The 18,610-nt window shown below is 41.6% G+C and carries 7 protein-coding genes; all 7 read left to right on the top strand.

Annotated features, from left to right (window positions below; all coding sequences use genetic code 11):
* Positions 1–5: 5 nt before the first annotated feature.
* The 7 genes from AC0L6H_RS19860 to AC0L6H_RS19830 all read left to right on the top strand — a co-directional run bounded on the left by AC0L6H_RS19860 (position 6) and on the right by AC0L6H_RS19830 (position 18,541).
* Positions 6–434, top strand: a complete 429-nt coding sequence (locus tag AC0L6H_RS19860; protein ID WP_473391058.1) for a DUF3592 domain-containing protein — start codon at positions 6–8, stop codon at positions 432–434.
* A 3-nt stretch (positions 435–437) separates the two neighbouring features.
* Complete coding sequence (locus tag AC0L6H_RS19855; RefSeq protein WP_473391056.1) at positions 438–1,757, top strand: hypothetical protein; 1,320 nt, start codon at positions 438–440, stop codon at positions 1,755–1,757.
* 46 nt (positions 1,758–1,803) lie between these two features.
* Positions 1,804–12,213, top strand: coding sequence for an Ig-like domain-containing protein (locus tag AC0L6H_RS19850; protein WP_473391055.1), 10,410 nt, complete (start codon positions 1,804–1,806; stop codon positions 12,211–12,213).
* Between the two features lie 7 nt (positions 12,214–12,220).
* Positions 12,221–12,628, top strand: coding sequence for a hypothetical protein (locus tag AC0L6H_RS19845; protein WP_473391053.1), 408 nt, complete (start codon positions 12,221–12,223; stop codon positions 12,626–12,628).
* Positions 12,629–12,672: 44 nt separating this feature from the next.
* Complete coding sequence (locus AC0L6H_RS19840) at positions 12,673–13,473, top strand: thioredoxin fold domain-containing protein (protein ID WP_473391051.1); 801 nt, start codon at positions 12,673–12,675, stop codon at positions 13,471–13,473.
* 219 nt (positions 13,474–13,692) lie between these two features.
* Entirely contained in the window at positions 13,693–15,384 is a 1,692-nt protein-coding gene (gene olsF / locus AC0L6H_RS19835; protein WP_473391049.1) for a bifunctional ornithine lipid synthase OlsF, read from the top strand.
* Between the two features lie 259 nt (positions 15,385–15,643).
* The gene (locus tag AC0L6H_RS19830) at positions 15,644–18,541 is read left to right on the top strand and encodes a dockerin type I domain-containing protein (RefSeq protein WP_473391048.1); all 2,898 of its coding nucleotides are present in this window, start codon (positions 15,644–15,646) and stop codon (positions 18,539–18,541) included.
* Positions 18,542–18,610 lie beyond the last annotated feature (69 nt).

Here is an 18,610-nt window from a genome sequence, read left to right as displayed (position 1 = left end):
TTTTAATGCTGTTGATCACAGTCGTATTGGTCGGTTTAGGGATGCTACTTTTTATAGTAGCGGCATATTACATGAAGCTAGGGAAACAAAGTAATAACTGGATACCTATTGATGCCAATGTATTGCAAAAAGGTCGCTATATGTCTCGTTCGGGTGACGGTGAAGTTCAGACGCATAAATATTACGTTTTTTATGAGTATGAGGTTGATGGCAAGACTTATGAGAGCAATGTCATTAGTTTTAAACCGGCGTTAGTGCCCGTGCATAAACAGAGTGAAAAGTTTAAAGGGAAAAAACAAATTACCGTTTATTACAATCCTGATGAGCCTTCTCAGGCAGTCATAGAAAAAGGTGTCGATGCATCTAATTATATAGCTTTTGTTGCATCAATCTTTTTTGTATCAGGCGGTATTGCCTACTATGTTTGGAGTTAAAAAGTGTATTTATTAGAAAAATTGCTTGTACCTAGAATGTTTATTTTGCTTGTTTTGACCTTTGTGTCAATTGAGGCAAATGCAAACTTGGAACGACAATTTGTTGAATTGATAAGTCACGATAACAAGCCGTACATGGTTGCGAGTATTTTTCAAAATGAACGAGTAATTGACCGGCCTCTCTTAAAATTTGAAGATGGGCTCAAAGGCGCCGACAGCTCAAAGCAGTCTGCGTTATTTAAGCAATATTATAGCTTGATGATAAAAGGCGAGCCAAAAAATGCAGCGAGTCTGTTTTTTGAACAAGACGGAAGTAAAGAGCGTTATATCAACAGTTTGTTGAGCATGCCAACTAAATATGCCGGTTACACAAATCTTGAACGGATTGATTTTTTGACCTCGTTTGGTTGGGGGCCTTTTCAGATTTTTGAAGTTAAATTGTCGGGTGCTCAAAATCGAAGCATGATGTGGCGAGAAGCCTTAATTTGCGATGCAAACAAATGCTTTATTTCAAATAAAATTGATAACGCCGAATCAAATGTGAATAAAATATCCCAAGTTCGCCGATTATTAGATAGCAATGCGCAGGTTCAAGCAAAGAACAAAGACGCCTTTAACGCACTTGATACTAAAGCCATATTTTTACCCACTGACGCTATGCAGTATTCATCTATTCAAAACGTTCAATACCCAATGGTCTTTTCGTTTGCGATGCAAAGCATTACGCCAATTACGCTGGACCTAAGCAGAGGGGCGAAAACCACGGCATCAATTAACGGCATACCACTTTCATCCTTGCAAAGCGTGTATCAAGAGTTAGCTGCACTTGCTAGCCTGGTGATTGACGAAAATCTGAAAAATCAAAAAGACAGTGATCCAGAAAAAAGTGCGGCAATTGCGGCTTACAACGAGGTTATCGATCAATACTTGGGCACCAGTAATAGCAGAAATATTTACCTATATAGTCTATTTGAAACCAAGGAAAACGCTAAGCTCGAATTTAAACGAGAATGGTATCACCCCATTGCAGCTATTCAGCGAATTAGCCGTTGGCAAAATATAAAAATATTTGGCTACATTCCAAAAGGTGACAAACAAATGGTTGTGTTTTTTCAGCCGTCATCAAAAGACGCTCTTGGCAATATAGTCACCGAGCCTATGCAAGCGATAGCAATTGAGTCTAGCGCCAAAGGCGCTAAGTTGATGCTCACCGATTTTACAAATAACGCTTCTCAAGCAATTAATTTTGCAATGGAAGCTCCTGTTGTAGAGGTGTTGGGGGAAAAGTATGCAGATACCCCAACATTTATATATAAATTATGATTTTAATAAAGACGGCTTACCCCATTTCGTCTAATTGGAGGACATCATGAGGACTCCTGCACAACGTGTAGTGCTTAGTTTTCTTTTGCTTATGTTATGCATAGGTGTGTTTTCGCAAGCGAACGCGCAAGATGCTACTGAGCCAGAAAGAGAGCTTTTGGTATTGGATCAATCCTGCGTTATTAATGTACTCAATCGAACGGTAAGCGTACAAGCAGATGGCACTTGGTTTTTGACCAACGTGCCGTCAAATATGGGGCAGATAAGAGCGCGTGCGACTTGTATCCGTGAAGGCGTGACACAAAGAGGGGCGTCAGACTATTTCTCAATCAGCGAAAATAACTTTAGCGAAACACCCAGTATTTATACCGCGGTGCTACAACGGGTTCCAACTCACCTAGAATATGCTAGCCCGGGTACAAATGTTTATTCATTTAACGAAGATGGCACGATTACTTTTGCCAGTGACAACGATGAGATTTTGTTGTCTGCAATAGGCGAAACTTATCAAGCTTTAGTAAATGCTCACTACGCTGATGGCTCTGTAGAAAACGTAACGCAGTCTTCGTCGGGCATTAACTATAATTCTACTAATTCAAATATTGTAAGGGTAACAAGCAATGGGCTTGTAGAAGCCGTATCGCCAGGTCGTGCGTCTATTATAGCGCGAAAAGATGAAGTAATTAGCTTATTGCAAGTTAGTGTTGACGGAGGAGAGGATACTGATGGCGATGGTATTCCCGATGCCTATGAAACCGCTAATGGATTAAATCCAAACGACCCCATAGATGCCCAAGAAGATATTGATAATGATGGCCTTACTGCCTTAGAAGAGTTTAATGCTGGTACCAGTATTTATATGGCAGACACAGACAGTGACGGCATTAGCGACCTTGAGGAATTAATCGACGGCGTTGATGGCTTTATTACAAATCCGGTATTACGAGATAGTGACGGTGACTTACTGCCTGATTTTGTTGAAGTGAGTATTGGAACCGATCCTAATGACGCAGACGATGTTGACTTTGAAGCGGCTATTGTATCGATTCGTTCTATTCCTTCTACAGTTGCCATGACCTTTAATTCTATTGACAGTGAAGTATCTACCCAGCTACAAATTTCAGCAACCTTAGTAGATGGCTCTAGACTAGATGTCACTAGCTCTTCTTTTGGTACTACTTATACCTCAAACGACCTATCAGTCGCTAGTTTTGGTATTGAAGATGGCGAAGTCTTTGGCGGAGGTGTTGGCGAAACCACGGTTGTTGTTTCCTTATTCGATTTAGAAATTGAAGTACCCATTGCAGTAGAGAGTTTCCAACCCGTTGGCATTGCATCATTAAACTTTAGCGGTAACGGCGTTGACTCCGACGTGCAAGGTGACTTTGTTTATATTGCTGCATCAAGCGTTGGTGTGCATATTGTTAATGTGTCTGAAAAAGCAAATCCTCAAATCACGGCAAGCATAAGCGGCGCGAGTGGTGCGGTGGATGTGAAAATAGATGGTGATATTTTGTATATTGCCAAAGGCTCCCAAGGCATTGATATTTACAATGTAAGTGATAGAAGCAATCCGCAACTTATCACAAATTATCCCACGGCAGCGGAAGCAAAAGAACTCAGCTTTGATCGCGGACATTTGTTTGTCGCCATAGGAAACGGCGGTATTGAAATTATTGATGTAAGTGAACCTAGCACGCCAATTTTGAAATCTCAATTAGATGGTCTGGGCAATACCATTAGTGTTGATGCTGAAGATGAACGTGCGGTGATCGTCAATAGTTCTTCAATGATTGTACTTGATATATCTGACCTTGCATCGCCTTTGCGCTTAGGCAGCATCAACATTGGTAATTTGCGGGCGGTCGTCATGCAAGGCGACTATGCTTATGTTGCTTGCTACACGTGTGGCTACAAAGTCATTGATATATCCAACCCAATGTCGCCTAATATTGTTGGCGGTGATTCAAGATTCTATCCAAGTGATGTTGCCCTCACTAACGGACTCGCTTTCTTCTCAGATATTTTGTTCGTAAATGCGGTGCCCTATGTAAACATTTTTGACCCGCAGAACAGTCTTTTCCAAGGCGTTATAGACATTAGACAATTTGGTGATAGAGACGCTTATGGCTTGTCTGTCGATTCTGGTTTTGTGTATTCAGTAGGCTCTGGTAAGTTATATATTTCTCAGTATCGGATGTTAAATGACACACAAGGTGTTGCCCCAACGGTTACCATTGTTTCTCCGGTAGATGGAGAGGTTGTTGTTGAAGGTAGCAATATACAGGTGCTGATAGATGCAACTGATGATATTGCAGTGTCTACTGTGCAGTTGTCTGTTAACGGAACAGTTGTTAGGTCAGATACGACTTTGCCTTATGCCATTCCTTACACCGTGCCAAGCGGCATAACGGCACTAGAGCTAAGGGTTAATGCCATTGACTTTGGTAACAATGTTGGCACCCGCAACGTATTATTAAGTGTTGAGCCCGATGCGGATGACGATGGTCTAGGAGATAACGAAGAAGTTAATACTTGGCTGACCAGCCCTAGCGATCCTGACTCTGATGACGATGGATTGTTAGACGGTGATGAAGTTAGAAGAGGGACTAATCCGCTTGAAAAAGATTCTGACGACGATGGAATAGAAGATGGCCAAGAAGTATTAGACGGCACAGATCCCCTAAACCCTGATATAACTCCACCAACTGTTATCGCAATTGAACCGCTAAATGCCGCTACCGATATATGTGAGAACGCACCCATTACCGTGTCGTTTTCAGAAGAGATTAAGCGCAACACCATAAATGCTCAAAATGCCCTTGTATATTTAACGCAAACAGAACAAGTGGTTAACGCTAACTATTCTCTGCAGTCATCTAATACTGAAATTTTCATAAATCCGGTAGGTATTTTAGAAGATAATTCAGAATATACAGTAGAAATCAAAAATATTAGAGATGCTGCGGGCAACTTGCTGAGCGAAACCTATGTGTCGTCATTTACTACTGGTAACTGCGTAGATGATGAACGACCTTTTGTGGTGGTTTCAAGTCCAACAAATGGTTCGCTGGATATTGGCGTTAATGCAAAAATAACACTACTACTGAATGAACCAATACAGGCTGATACAGTAAACGCAGATAACTTTTATGTGTACGATCAAAATACCAATGTGCGTATCCCAGGTATTATAGAAGTTACCGACGATAATGCGGGCTTAGTTTTCACGCCCAATACGCCATTTTTGGTCGGTAGAAGACATTACGTTGCACTAGGTCGAAGCATCTTGGATGAATTTAGCAACGAAATGACTAACTTTTCAATGTCTTTCGTGACTAGTTTTGCACCCGATGGAGAAGGTCCACAAATTATCTCGACCACCGTTGAAGAAGGGCAATCCCAAGTCCCAGTAAACGCAGAATTAGCCGTTTTGTTTGATGAACAAATCAATGCTTTATATATCGACGGTATTGAGCTTGTTGACACCAACGGAGACGCGGTAGCGGTTACCCGAAGCCTAAGTGCAGATAGACAGCGTGTTATCATTAAACCGACTACCTTGTTAAATGCGAATACAACTTACCTCTATAGAGTAGATGGTATTCAAGATTTAAGTGGCAACTTACTTGCGACTAATTCAGATATTCAATTTACAACATCCGATGTCAGTGATACCCAGCCTGGCACTATCGTGGCGTATAGTATGCCCAACGGGCAGCGAGATTTACCCCGAAATGCGCTAATAGACGTAACGTTTTCTGAGAGGATTGATCCAAGCACAATTAATGACACTGCATTTTATTTATACAATAATAATTCAAGAAGAAAAGTAGAAGGTGAGATCGCGTTATTAGATAACAACACTCGCCTACAATTTATTCCTGATAGCATACTTAGCGAAGACACCCTGTTTTATTTCTATGTGGGTTATAGCCCATTCTTAAAAGACCTCGCAGGCAATAACGTGGGGCAAAATGGTTTCAGGTCATTTTATACGGGCCTTGATAGCGATAATCAGGCTCCAGAAATAACGACAACAAATATCATTGACGGTTTAGTCGATATTCCTGTCAATTCGAGTTTTGTTGTGAGCTTTGATTCACGCATTAGTGATAGCGTAAGCTGCAGCGCGAATGACGTGGTATCGATAACTAGTGGTGATGTAAGTATTGATACCAGTGCTGTTTTATCCTCAGACAAACAGTCCTTTACGGTTTCCACCGCGGGTCTTCAACCCTCTACTACATATCAAGTGACCATTAGTGGAGTTTGTGACTACGCAGGCAACATTATGACGGAACAGAGCTTCTCATTCACAAGCTCTGATTCTGACGTGGCCGACCTGACTGCGCCCACCATTAGCAATAGTGTGCCTGCAAACAGGGCCGTGGATGTATCGGTAACCGATGAGATTGTGGTGACTTTTAGTGAAGACATTAGCTTTAACTCACTTCCTCCGATTACCGGTGCAGGCGTAACCGTAAGCGGAGACTATTCAATAAGTGGCAATACCTTAACCTTTACGCCAAGTGAATCGCTTGCGGGGAATACCACGTACTCGATTGGCTTTGCTTACACTATTTTTGACTTAGCTAATAACAACAGATGGTTAGGTAGTTATACATTTACCACTCAAAACGTAGAAGATAATCAAAGCCCTTCTATTAGTGCTATTTCACCCGCCAACGGTGCTTCAGACATCAATCCTTTACAAGACGTGGTGCTGAGTTTTGACGAGCCGGTCAATCCCAATACCTTAAATGCTGACAATGTCGCGCTATTTTCAAATGGTGAGCGTTTAAGTAGTACGATTTTCCGTTCTGCTGATGGTAAGAATGTGACCTTATCTGCAACAATGCCGGCAGACTCGATTGTTAGTGTGGTGATGACGTCAAACGTGAGTGACTTGTCGGGCAATCGTGTAATCCCATTTATTAGTTCGTTTGTTACCGGTCCTAGCGGGGATGATTACGCTCGTCCCAGCATTATTAAACAAACACCCAGTAATGGTTCTAGCGGTTGGACTGACTTAAATCAAATTTATTTCTACACCAACAAAGCGCTTGATCCATCAAGCTTAGATGACGCATTTAATCTTGCGCAAAATGGCGCCTTACTAGATGCCGAAATTGAGCTATTAGGCGACGGCAGAACCATAAGGGTTACCGCTGACGATGTTTTTGCTGACAATGCACTTATTCAAATGTATTGGGACGGCGGCGCGACTGACTTGTATGGTAATCCGTTAAATGACTCGCAGACCTACTTTAACACTGGAATGAGTAGTGACGGAGAAGGCATAAGACCCCGAGTAACAGCTTATTCGCCAAACTCAAATAATAGAAATGTTCCGTTAAATCCTGTTTTGAGAGTGGCATTTGATGAGCCTATTGATGAAAGTTCGCTGGTTGTTGACGATAATGTCATTCTTTACGACATCACCAACGGCTCTGCAAAATTGCCCATATCTGTTTCGCTAAGCGAAGACGGCAGCATTTTGTTAGTGACGCCAAGTGATCCCTTAGTTGCAGATAATACCTATTATTTATTAATGATGGCGAGTATTCTTGATACCGACGGTGATAACCTTGCGAGCAATGCCGCGACTTATTTTTATACTTCACAAGATGCTGATATAGACGATCGTTCGCCGATGATATTGGCATTTTCACCTGCGCAAGGCGCAAACGAAGTAGGTACCCTACCGCAGTTTTCGTTTGAACTTGACGAAGCCATAAATAGACTCACGTTTAATCGCTCGGGCGCAATTAATGTACAATTTAGCGCAGACGACAGCGTGGTGCGCTATGAGTATATTGACCCCTTAGCGCCAAGTGATTCACATACAGAACTTGTTCCATTAGTTGAAGATTACGCAACTAACGCCGTTGCCAGTATGAGTAATACATTCACAACGGCAATGGGTCCAGATTTAACCGCACCTATCTATGCAGAAATTAATGTTGAAAATAACGAGACTGAGGTACCGGTAAACTACAGTTTTGAAACTACCTTCAGTGAGCCAATTCAGAATATTGGCATGTCTATTGACAATATTTACTTCTTTGATGTCGTTGAAAGTAAGAAAGTTGATGCGAGTATTGAGCTCAATAGTGACGGTACGAAATTAAGCCTTTCGCCTACCACAGCATTGCTTTCTGGGCGCAGATATTACGCTTATATCTCTGGTTTACGGGATTTAAGCGGTAATACATTGAGTACCCAATACCGGTATTTCGTAACGAGTTTTGAAGATGACACTAGTCCTCCTTATGTTGTAGCAGCAACGGTTGAAGAAGGGCAACTTGATGTACCTATTAATACGCGCTTGAATATTCGTTTCAATGAGTCTTTAAGTACACTTAACTATGATTCAATCAAGTTGCTTGATAGTGCGGGTAACGATGTTGCCTCGCGGGTATTGCTATCGCGAAACCGTGAACTGATTACGCTGGTCCCCAATAAGTTGTTAGAGCCCATGAGTATGTATCGTCTTGTGGTGCAGGATCAGCAAGATGTCAGTAGTAATAGCCAAGTAAGTGATATCGATATTAGCTTTACCACATCGGATTCTGCAGATTTGTTAACAGGCAATGTCGCCGTTTTCAATTTTGACAATAATAGCCAAGATGTGAGTAGGAATGTGCTACTAAGTGCGCAGTTTGACGAGCCAATTGATGCAGCTTTATTGGATTCAGATACAAGCTACTTACGTGATACTTCAACGGGTCTAAACGTGCCCGTTGATATGCAACTAAGTGACGACAGATTAACACTTACAATGCGCGCAAGAGATAACCTAAGACCAAATAGGACTTATTATTGGTATTTGGGTTATTCACCGTTTTTAACAGACTTTGCTGGAAACGCAGTCGCAAGATATGCTTTTAGAGCATTTAAAACCGGTACAAGTGTTGACCAAGATGCGCCGGTGCTAAGTTCGGTAAATATAAATGATGGAAATACCGAATTACCCGTTAACGGTAGAGTCATGTTCAATTTTAACGAACGTTTAGGACGCTACTGCCTTAATGGCGCGGTTTCAACGAGCGATGGTATAAGCGAAATTGATGTTGATGTTGCGTTTGCGAATAATCAAACCTCTTTAGTCATCACCCCAAGTGAAAATTGGTTAAGTAATACTTCTTATACGGTGAGTATTGATGGATTATGTGATTATGCCGGCAATACAATACAAGCTCAGCAAATCAGCTTTACAACGCTAAATGATAGCGCAGAAGATACTACCGCACCTACCTTGTTAAGCGTTACACCAAGTAACAATAGCGTGGATGTAAGTGTCGATTTGAGTAGTATTGTGATGACATTCAGTGAAGCAATTGATATGGGTAGCCGCCCTGTAGTGAGCATTCCTGATTCAATTGTGCAAGGAAGCTATGAAATAGCGGGCAATCAAATCACCTTCACACCAACCATTGCGTTAAAAGGTGGCACACAACATAGTATCGCGCTTCTATATGGCATAAATGATTATGCCGGCAACAACCGTTATTTAGGCTACTCATATTTCACTACTGAAACGAGTAATGATGCACAAGGACCAAGTGTAGTCGCTGTTTCACCGCAAGACGGAGCAAGTGATATCGAACCTAATCAAGCGCTGGTGTTAAGCTTTGATGAGCCTATCAATAGCGCATCGTTGAATAATCAGAATATTTCACTGTATGCAAATGGTGAGGTTATTAGACCGAACATTTCACGCTCAAGTGATGGAACCCAAGTTACCTTAAATGCGAGTATGCCTGCCAACTCTGTGGTCAGTTTGGTCGTCACGAGCAACATTGAAGACGTTTCTGGCAATGCGCTGAGTCCCTTTATTAGCAGTTTCACAACAGGTGGAAATGAAAACGAAACCACAAGGCCTAGAGTGTCACTTACCGTTCCTGGAAATGGCAGTGGCGGATGGTTAGGCTTGGATTCTTTTGTGGTCTACTTTACTGAAGCAATGGATATACAAAGTATTGAAGAGTCACTTAAGGTTACAGAAGATGGCGTAAGTATCGAAGTAAGCGCGAGTTTGTCGGGTGATGGCCGCACACTTACAGTGAGCAAAGACGGCGGATTTACAAGTGCCGCGCGTGTTACGTACTACTTCGATACTGTTGCTACTGATCTAGCGGGTAACCCACTATTTGATTATTCAGGTAGCTTTATAATGGAAGACGTTGTTAGTGAGCGGATTGGAGAAGATGCGCAGCTATTGGCTTACCATCCCGTTGCTTCAACGGCTAACGTGCCGCTAAATCCGGTTATATCTGCTAGCTTTAACGAAGCGCTCGATGAAACTACTTTGACGGCAGAAAATGTCATCTTGTATGACACCCGAGGTAGCTGGACCACACTACCTGCTTCTATCAGCCTGGCCAATCAAGGTAAGTTACTTGAAGTTAGACCCGATGAACTATTGGAAGCTGGAGTGAGGTACTACATTTCTTACTCTCGCGCAATTTTAGATACCGATGGTGATCCCCTACGGTACAACTATGCGACTTACTTTACCGTTTCTGCTGACGCGGCTGAAGATGATAGCGCTCCTATCATCGTTAGTAAGAGCCCGTCTGAGGGTCAAGAAAATGTTGGTATAAATGCGCGTTTATCGGTCGTATTTGACGAATCAATGAATCCTCTAACGTTCATAAATAGCAACAGTGTAAGAACTAATATTCAGTATAGTGAAGATAATAAACGCGTTATGTATTCAAACACCTTGCCTTATGCACCCGATACTCAAGTTACTGACACCATACTTGATATTGAAGACTTAGCGGGTAATTCGGTAAGCGAATTGTCGACTACCTTTACTACAGGCTCGGGTCCAGATTTAAGTCCGCCTGTCGTTCTTGACACTTCTTTGCCCAGTGGTGCACAACTGGTGGCAACAAACACAGTATTAAAATGGTTTTACGACGAGCCTATAGATCCAGCCTCTATTACTCCTAGTGGTGTGTATATATACGATACTGTAACTCGGGAAAATGTGCCTACCAGCTATGAATTGAGCCCTGATGGGATGCAATTAACTATTGCGCCGGTTGAAGCCTTAGAGACAGAAAAGCTATATTATTTCTATGCCTATTATCTTAAAGATTTAAGTGGCAATGCAGCTCCGTACAGCTTCATCTCGTTTACTACTGGTAACGATGAGGATTTAGTGGCTCCAACGGTTACGTCGTCGTCAATTAGTAATAATCAGGTTGGTGTTCCTATCAATGCTCGAATCAACATAAGGTTTAGTGAGCCAAGTAGCGTATTTGCAGATTCAGTAGCACTTACCGATAGTAACAATGAAGATGTTCCGTTTAACCTTGCCATTTCGCGAGGAAGAACCTTGCTGACGATAACGCCTAAAGCACTATTAGATGTCAATAGTGATTATCGCTTAGTGATCAGCAACATTAGTGACACTGCTCAAAATACACTAGCGTCTAGCTACACTGTAAATTTTGCAACAGGTAACGATGCTGATTTTGCCTCATCGCCTATTGATAGCTATAGTATTCCGGTCAACAATACACCAGACGTGCCACTCAACGCCTTGCTACAAGTTCACTTTAGTGAAATTGTGAGTCGCCCAACAATTGATGAAGACTCAATGTACTTAGCTAATACGGCAAACAATGCAAGAGTTGAAGCTACTCGCACCTTAAGTAGTGATGGTAAAACGCTTACCCTTGTTCCTGATGATTTATTAGATGCTGATACGCTCTACTATCTATACGTAGGCTATAGTCCTTATTTATATGATTTGTCGGGCAATATAGTTGGCCAAAATGGTTTTAGAAGCTTTAGAACCGGTACTGAAGAAGATGACACGCCCGTTAGCGTGAGTGCGATAAGCATTCCAAATGGAAGCATATCGATTCCTGTCAATCTACAGGTAGTGGTTGAATTCTCTGAGCGCTTAAGTGACGTTTGTCCAATTGCAAGCAATATCTGGATTGAACAAGCGGGAGTCGCAATTGAAAGTTCGGTAAGTCTGGCAACAAATAGAACTACGCTTACTATTAAGCCCAGTGCGAATTTACAAACCAATACCAGCTATCAGGTTTATGTAAATGAATTATGCGACTATGCTGGCAATAGACTAAGTAATAGCGAAATTATCAGTTTTACTACCAGTGAATTAGCCGATGATGATGTTACTGCGCCAACATTAATCGAAATGCTTCCTGAAAACGGAGCGGTGGACGTGGCAGTTGACTCAAGCATTGTCATCACGCTAAGTGAAGCAATAGAAGCGAGCAGTCAAATAACGCTTAAACTGAACAATGTTATAGTAGCAACTTCACAAAGCATTGAAGGTAATGTCATTACGCTGGTGCCAGATGAACCTTTGCAAGCCAATAGTCGTTACACCGTGAGCTTGTTATATTTATATGATTATGCGGGCAATCGTCGCTATTTTGGTAACCCAACCTTTACAACGGAGTAATTAGGGCATGAAATATAGTAAAATTATAGTCGTTATTGTTGTGGCCACTGTTGGACTGCTGTTTTGGTTAACTAATCAGGATAGTGACCGTGAAAAGTTTTCACCGGTTACCTTAGACCCAAGGGTTTCTTTAACGCCCAAACAGCAAGAGAATATAGCACTTGCTGAAAAACTGCTTGAGGTAGAGCAGCCACTAAGTCAGTCTATTGATGAGCCGCAACAGATTGCCTTGCAAGAAGAGTTGAATATAAAGAAACAAGAAATTGATCGCAATATTCAACTGTTGACAGAAAATTTATATAATCAAGAAGAACGCGTTGTGATACAAGAACGTTTAGCCGCATTACTAGAAGATTACAACCAAAGTGCATTGCCTTTAATTCTAAACGAGATGTCTGCTAAGCGAACCCAGTAGTTTTGATATTTAATAAACAGCTATGCGCGATTGTTTGTATAAGCTTGCTATTATTTTGTGCCGCAACGGCTGCACAAAACAATAGCAAGTTTATCCCTAGTGTTGATGAGTATCATGCGTTTATCTATGGTGATTATGACCCAAAGAAAATGTCAGTATTGGTTTTCAAAGATCCCTATTGTCCCTATTGCATCCGAGCCATTGACAAGCTTAACAAGTTAAGTGCCTACAACGTCTATATTTTTTGGGCGCCTATTTTAGGTGAGAATAGTCAAGCGCGAGTTCGTTCGTTTTTTGCTTGCACTAAACTGGCAGACCATTTTTTATTAGATGCCGTTAAACACAAAAAAGCACCAAATTGCGGTGGGCCTATAAACGAAAGCCTTATGCAAAAAAATTCAGACGTGGTCTCAAATTATCAAATTAATTCTGTCCCTAGTTACTTTCTGCAAGGTCATGCTACTCACTTGCAAGCCTTACTTGATTTGAAGCCTGATAATCCGAGCATTAAAGGCGTACGGCTTGATTGGTCAAGATACGCCTTGATGCAAAAAAATGCGCGCGACAACGCTAGCAATCTGGTTTTACTTATACCAGAAGATAAAACCCATTTAATAGACACACTTTTATCTACATATAAGCCGCAATATGTGTTTGCTTCACCAAAATTTGTGGCCCAACATGCTAATTGGCTTGACTGCAAAACAAGGACTAGCGACTGCATGACTGAGCGCTTATCCCAATATGAGAAACGCTATCTGGAATTCGAATTATTGACAGGTTATTCGTTTGATAATTCGCAGCTATCTGTCATCGACTTTAATGGAAAACTGCTAAACTTGTAATGAGTCCTACATATTTGCTATAAAATCAAGCCGCGTAGCCGGTGAGCCCCATTTCTTGTTACTACGTCGTCACATTTCTTTCATCTATTAGTCATGTCTCATTCATCAAATGTAGTTAGCATTTGCCTCGATTATTTACCCTTCATTTGCTATGTGCCCGGAGGCTAACAAATAGGTTTTCGCGGCATTCGCAGATGTATCTAATAGAGGCGGGAAACAATGTTAAATACCGAACACTTCATTCAACAACATTACCCACATATAGCCGGTAATAGAATGCTCAACAAACCTGTAACAAAGGTAGTTAGGCATTTATTATGTGAGCAAGAATTAAACCGCTTCAGCGAATTGTATCCGCATTTGACGGGCTTTGATTTTGTAGAGCAAGTACTGGCTCATTTTAGTTTTACTTACCGATTAAAAGACCAACATCGAGAGCGTATTGTTGAGTCGGGCCGTGTGGTTATTATTGCTAACCATCCTATTGGTACCCTAGATGGACTCGCGTTAATAAAGTGCGTGAAAGAGGTGCGCAGCGATGTCAAAGTGATTGCTAACAGTATGCTAATGGCTATTGAGCCATTACATGAAATACTGTTACCGGTTAACAATATGAACAGTGGTACGCCAAAACAACATCTACACAACATTAACAAGCATTTACAAGATGAAGGTGCCGTTATAATTTTTCCTGCAGGTGAGGTTTCTAGGCTTAGGCCAACAGGTATTCGTGACGGCGCTTGGCACTCAGGCTTTTTGCGAATGGCACGCGTTAACCAGGCACCTGTGCTACCAATCTATATCAACGCGAGAAATTCAGCCATGTTTTATGGTCTGTCTATGTTGTATAAGCCAGCAGCGACTGCCTTACTCGTAAAAGAGATGTTCCATCAAAAAAATAAAAATATCGATGTGATGATTGGAGAACTAATCCCTCCGACATCTTTTGCTACTTTACCCTTAAAGTTAAAAGAGCAAGTGAAGTTATTTAAAAAACACTTATACCGTTTGGCTAAAAATAAAGACGGCATATTTGAAACTCAAACACCAATCGCCTTGCCCGAAGAGCGGCGTGAGCTCTATAAAGCCTTAAAAAATGAATGTGAGTCAATTGGTGAAACACCTGATGGCAAAACGATATATTTGTACCGCTATCAGCAAAGTTCAGCAATTATGCGTGAACTTGGGCGTTTACGTGAGTATTCGTTTAGGGCTGTAGGCGAGGGAAGCAACCAACGTAGAGACATAGATAAATATGACAAATCATACTTTCACCTAATACTGTGGGATAAAAATGAGCTTGAAATTGCCGGTGCATATCGTTTTGGTGAGGTCAATAATCTTCATAAAGAAGGTAAAGAAATCTACTCTTCAAGCTTGTTTGATTATACGCCAGCAATGCAGCCTTATTTTGAAAAAGGACTCGAACTTGGTCGTAGCTTTGTACAACCTAAATATTGGGGTAAACGCAGCTTAGACTATCTTTGGATGGGCATAGGAGCGTATTTAAAAAAACATCCTGAGTACCAGTATTTATTTGGCCCAGTTACTTTAAGCGCGCAATTACCAAAGCCAGCAATCGATTTGATCGTGAGTTTTTTCTTATACTTCTTTCCCGACCAGCAAGGCGTCGCAAAAGCAAAAATGCCCTATATGGTAAAGACAAATATCGCCAAAAGTTTTCATGGCTTTGCCTACAAAGAGGCCATGAGTGAGCTCAAAAACCAATTGGGTATGATGGGGGTAAGTTTACCGACTCTTTATAAACAATATGCCGAAGTGTGTGAGCAAGGCGGCGTTAGGTTTACCAGTTTCAATATAGATCCTGACTTTCAAAGTTGTGTAGATGCTTTAGTTATGGTTGACATCACTCAACTTAAGCTTAAAAAGCGCAAGCGTTATTTAGAATGAGGGCGAATACAAATATTTTATATTGAAGCTTAAATATATATAAAAAATAGTTTAAACGATGTTTTTTAATAATTATTACATTACCATTTTATTAAAATGGCAATTAGGATCAATGGTTTGATGTAAATGCGTTAATAGGCTTGCAGTCATGTTATTTAAATGTTAAATTTTGATCAAGTATTTTATATGTAGTAATACACATAGATATGCACTCACTTGTCATAAAATTTAATTAAGTTCAAAGTAACGAGGACGCCCCATGCCTAAATATTTCAAACTCACGTCTCTTGCGCTTGCCTGCATGTTCGCTACAAGTTCATTAGCAGCGGTAAATCGCATTCAAATACAAGCTGCAGAGAATACCAACTACGGAAACGATTCGGTAGCGACGATGCTCTCATCTGTTCAAACAGCTGGGGATGGTATTGCTACTTATCAAATTGCCTTCGATGTTACGCCACCTGCTGGAACTAACGTACGCAGTCGTTCTTCTGGTGGTGCCGCTACTACTTTCAGTTGGGGCATAGGCAATGACGGTATATTTAAAGGTAGTGATGCTGAATACGCTGAACTTAGCAATTTGCGTATAGTGAACTTTAACGCCAATGGCGGCACAGTCACACTTGATGATTTTAAAGGTTTATCTTTTTCGTCAGTCAATATTGTGAATGCGCAAAGCCCAGGAAAAGATGCGGTTAAAATTGTCGCAAATGGGACGGTAAGTAATGATTTAGGTAAGTTAGCCAGTTCTCCTGAAAGCGTTGATCTTGAGCAACTAGATGGTGTGATCCCATCTATTAAAACCCTTCGCCTTGAACCAGGCGAGAGCAACAACCAAGGTGCTAATAAGTGGTCTGTAGACAGTGTTGAAGTCATTGTAGATGGGATTGCCACTGAAGACCGTGCCTACTTTTTACGCGGCTCTTGGGGCATTAATTGGAAACCAGCTAACTTAGGCAATGGTGTTGCCGAAAGTGTGGTTATTGATCATTTCCTAGAGCAGATTAAAGACCTAAAAACCATTGACTATGTGCAAGTGCATCTTGGTGAATCTTATATTTATTCGCCTGTACATTTGGCCCCTCATGATTTACTTGAGAGTTTATGGCAGGGCGATACCGATGAAAATGGTAATCCGATTAACTTAGTGGTTCCTAGAGCTGCTGCCCCTGTTGATCCGTTTTATAAAATACTTGTGGACATTAAAAACGCAGGTATGAAAACCCAAGTCTATGTTAATAGCTCCAACATGCTGCAACGCGAAGAAGACATTCCAAATCCAGAATCACTTCCGAATATCACCGAGCGTTGGAAAGCCCATGTTGACAGCGACCCTGAAATACAAGCATTTTTAAACAGTCAGTCTTATCACTTTAAAGAAGGCTACCCAGAAAGACCTTACATGTTCGCATATGCTGAATTTGTACTTAAAACCTATTCACAGCGTTATGGTGATTTAATTGATGCATGGTTGTTCGACTCAGGTGAAAAAATGGTGACTCACGGTGACAACTCAACTAATGGCAACCCCGACGATCAGCTTCTCTTTAAAGCCTTCGCTGATGCGTCACGCGCAGGTAATCCACACGCTGCGGTGTCATTCAATAATGGCCCTGAGCGCGTTACTGAATCACTAAATCCATTTTCTGAAGCCACGCGCCATGACGATTATATGTTTGGCCACCCTTACAATGGTGGACGCGTAATTGGTAGACACGATAACGGTTTGTATGCCCGCAATTATGCACACATTGAAAAAATGATAGAAACCAATGGTAACGTACATATTGGGAATGAAGTTAATGATTGGGATTGGGATGATAAAGTCGTAGGGCATTTTGATCCACCTATGAGTACCACGAGTTGGAACGGTGGGAATACGCCAGCACTTACCGATGAAGAGTTTAAGCTCTGGAATTTAGAAGCCACAAGAGCAGGCGGGGCGATAAGTTGGGGCGGTCCGCTTGTGGGTAAAAACAGCGGCAACAGCGAAAACTTTATCATTAACGATTGGGGTATCGCTCAATTGACACAAATGGATGAGCACTTAAGAGTGAACCAAGAACCGGGTGCTCCTAACTTTGCTCGTGCTGACACTGTATTACCCAATGCGGTCTTTGATCAGCCATATTCAAAAGCACTCGTAGAAGGCGTCGATTTTTGGGATCCTGAAGGCGATGCCGTTACTTTACGTTTATTGGACGTAGTTGATGGCGCACCTTCTTGGTTAACCCTCAGCGAGGATCCAAGCAATCTTGGTACTTGGTTACTGCAAGGCACGCCTACTGAAAGTGAAAGCGCAGAATATGAATTTAGAATTCAAGCAATAGATGCTTCTGGCACAACAGAGCGCTGGGTTCAACTTACTGTAGGTGAAGGGCCAAGTATCTATCCATTTACGGGCGCTACACAAATTTTTGCGACTCCAGATACCGACTATGGCATGAACAATGTGGCGACGATGGTTTCAGATGTTCTGACCGCGCCCGATGGTTTGGCAACATTCCAACTTGCCTTTGATGCGACTCCTATGAATGGAGGGAATATTCAAAGTGGTAGTTCTGGCGGTTTGTCTACAGATATTAGTTGGGGAATTGGCAATGATAAGCTATTTAAAGGCAGTGATGCTGAAACAGTCGATTCAATCTCCAATCTCCGTGTAATTAACTTTGCTGCCAATGGTGGCGACATGAAACAAAGTGATATTACGGACTTGTCATTTAGCAGTGTAGAAGTTGTTAATGGACAATCAACACATGACCGTGTTTTGGTCAGCGCAAACGGCGTTGCTAATTCTGTAGATGGCGTAAAAATGACCGGTACGCCAGCGCAATTAAGTTTAACTTACAACGGTTTTGATCCTGTCACTGATGTCACCATAGGCGTTGGAAATGCAAACGACAATACCAGAAATAAGTGGTCGGTTAATAACCTTAGCGTTAGTTACCTTATTAATGAGCCTGTTGCGATTGAGATTGTGCCAGGAGACCTGAATGGAGACGGAGTTATCGACAGATCGGATATGATGATAATTCGCAGCGCTTTAGGTAGCACACAAGGCGACGCATCATTCGTTGAGGCTGCTGATTTAGACAGTGACGGTCGAATTTCTCGAAGAGACTATAGTTTATGGTTTCAGTTGTTCAGAAATCAATAGAATTTGAGTGCGCAATACGTACTGCTTAATGTAGATTAAAAAAGGGGCTGATTCAGCCCCTTTTTTTTG

The organism is Glaciecola sp. G7-5 (genome assembly GCF_055808975.1).
Note: the sequence above shows the minus strand (reverse complement) of the source record. Positions and strands in the feature narration are given on the sequence as shown.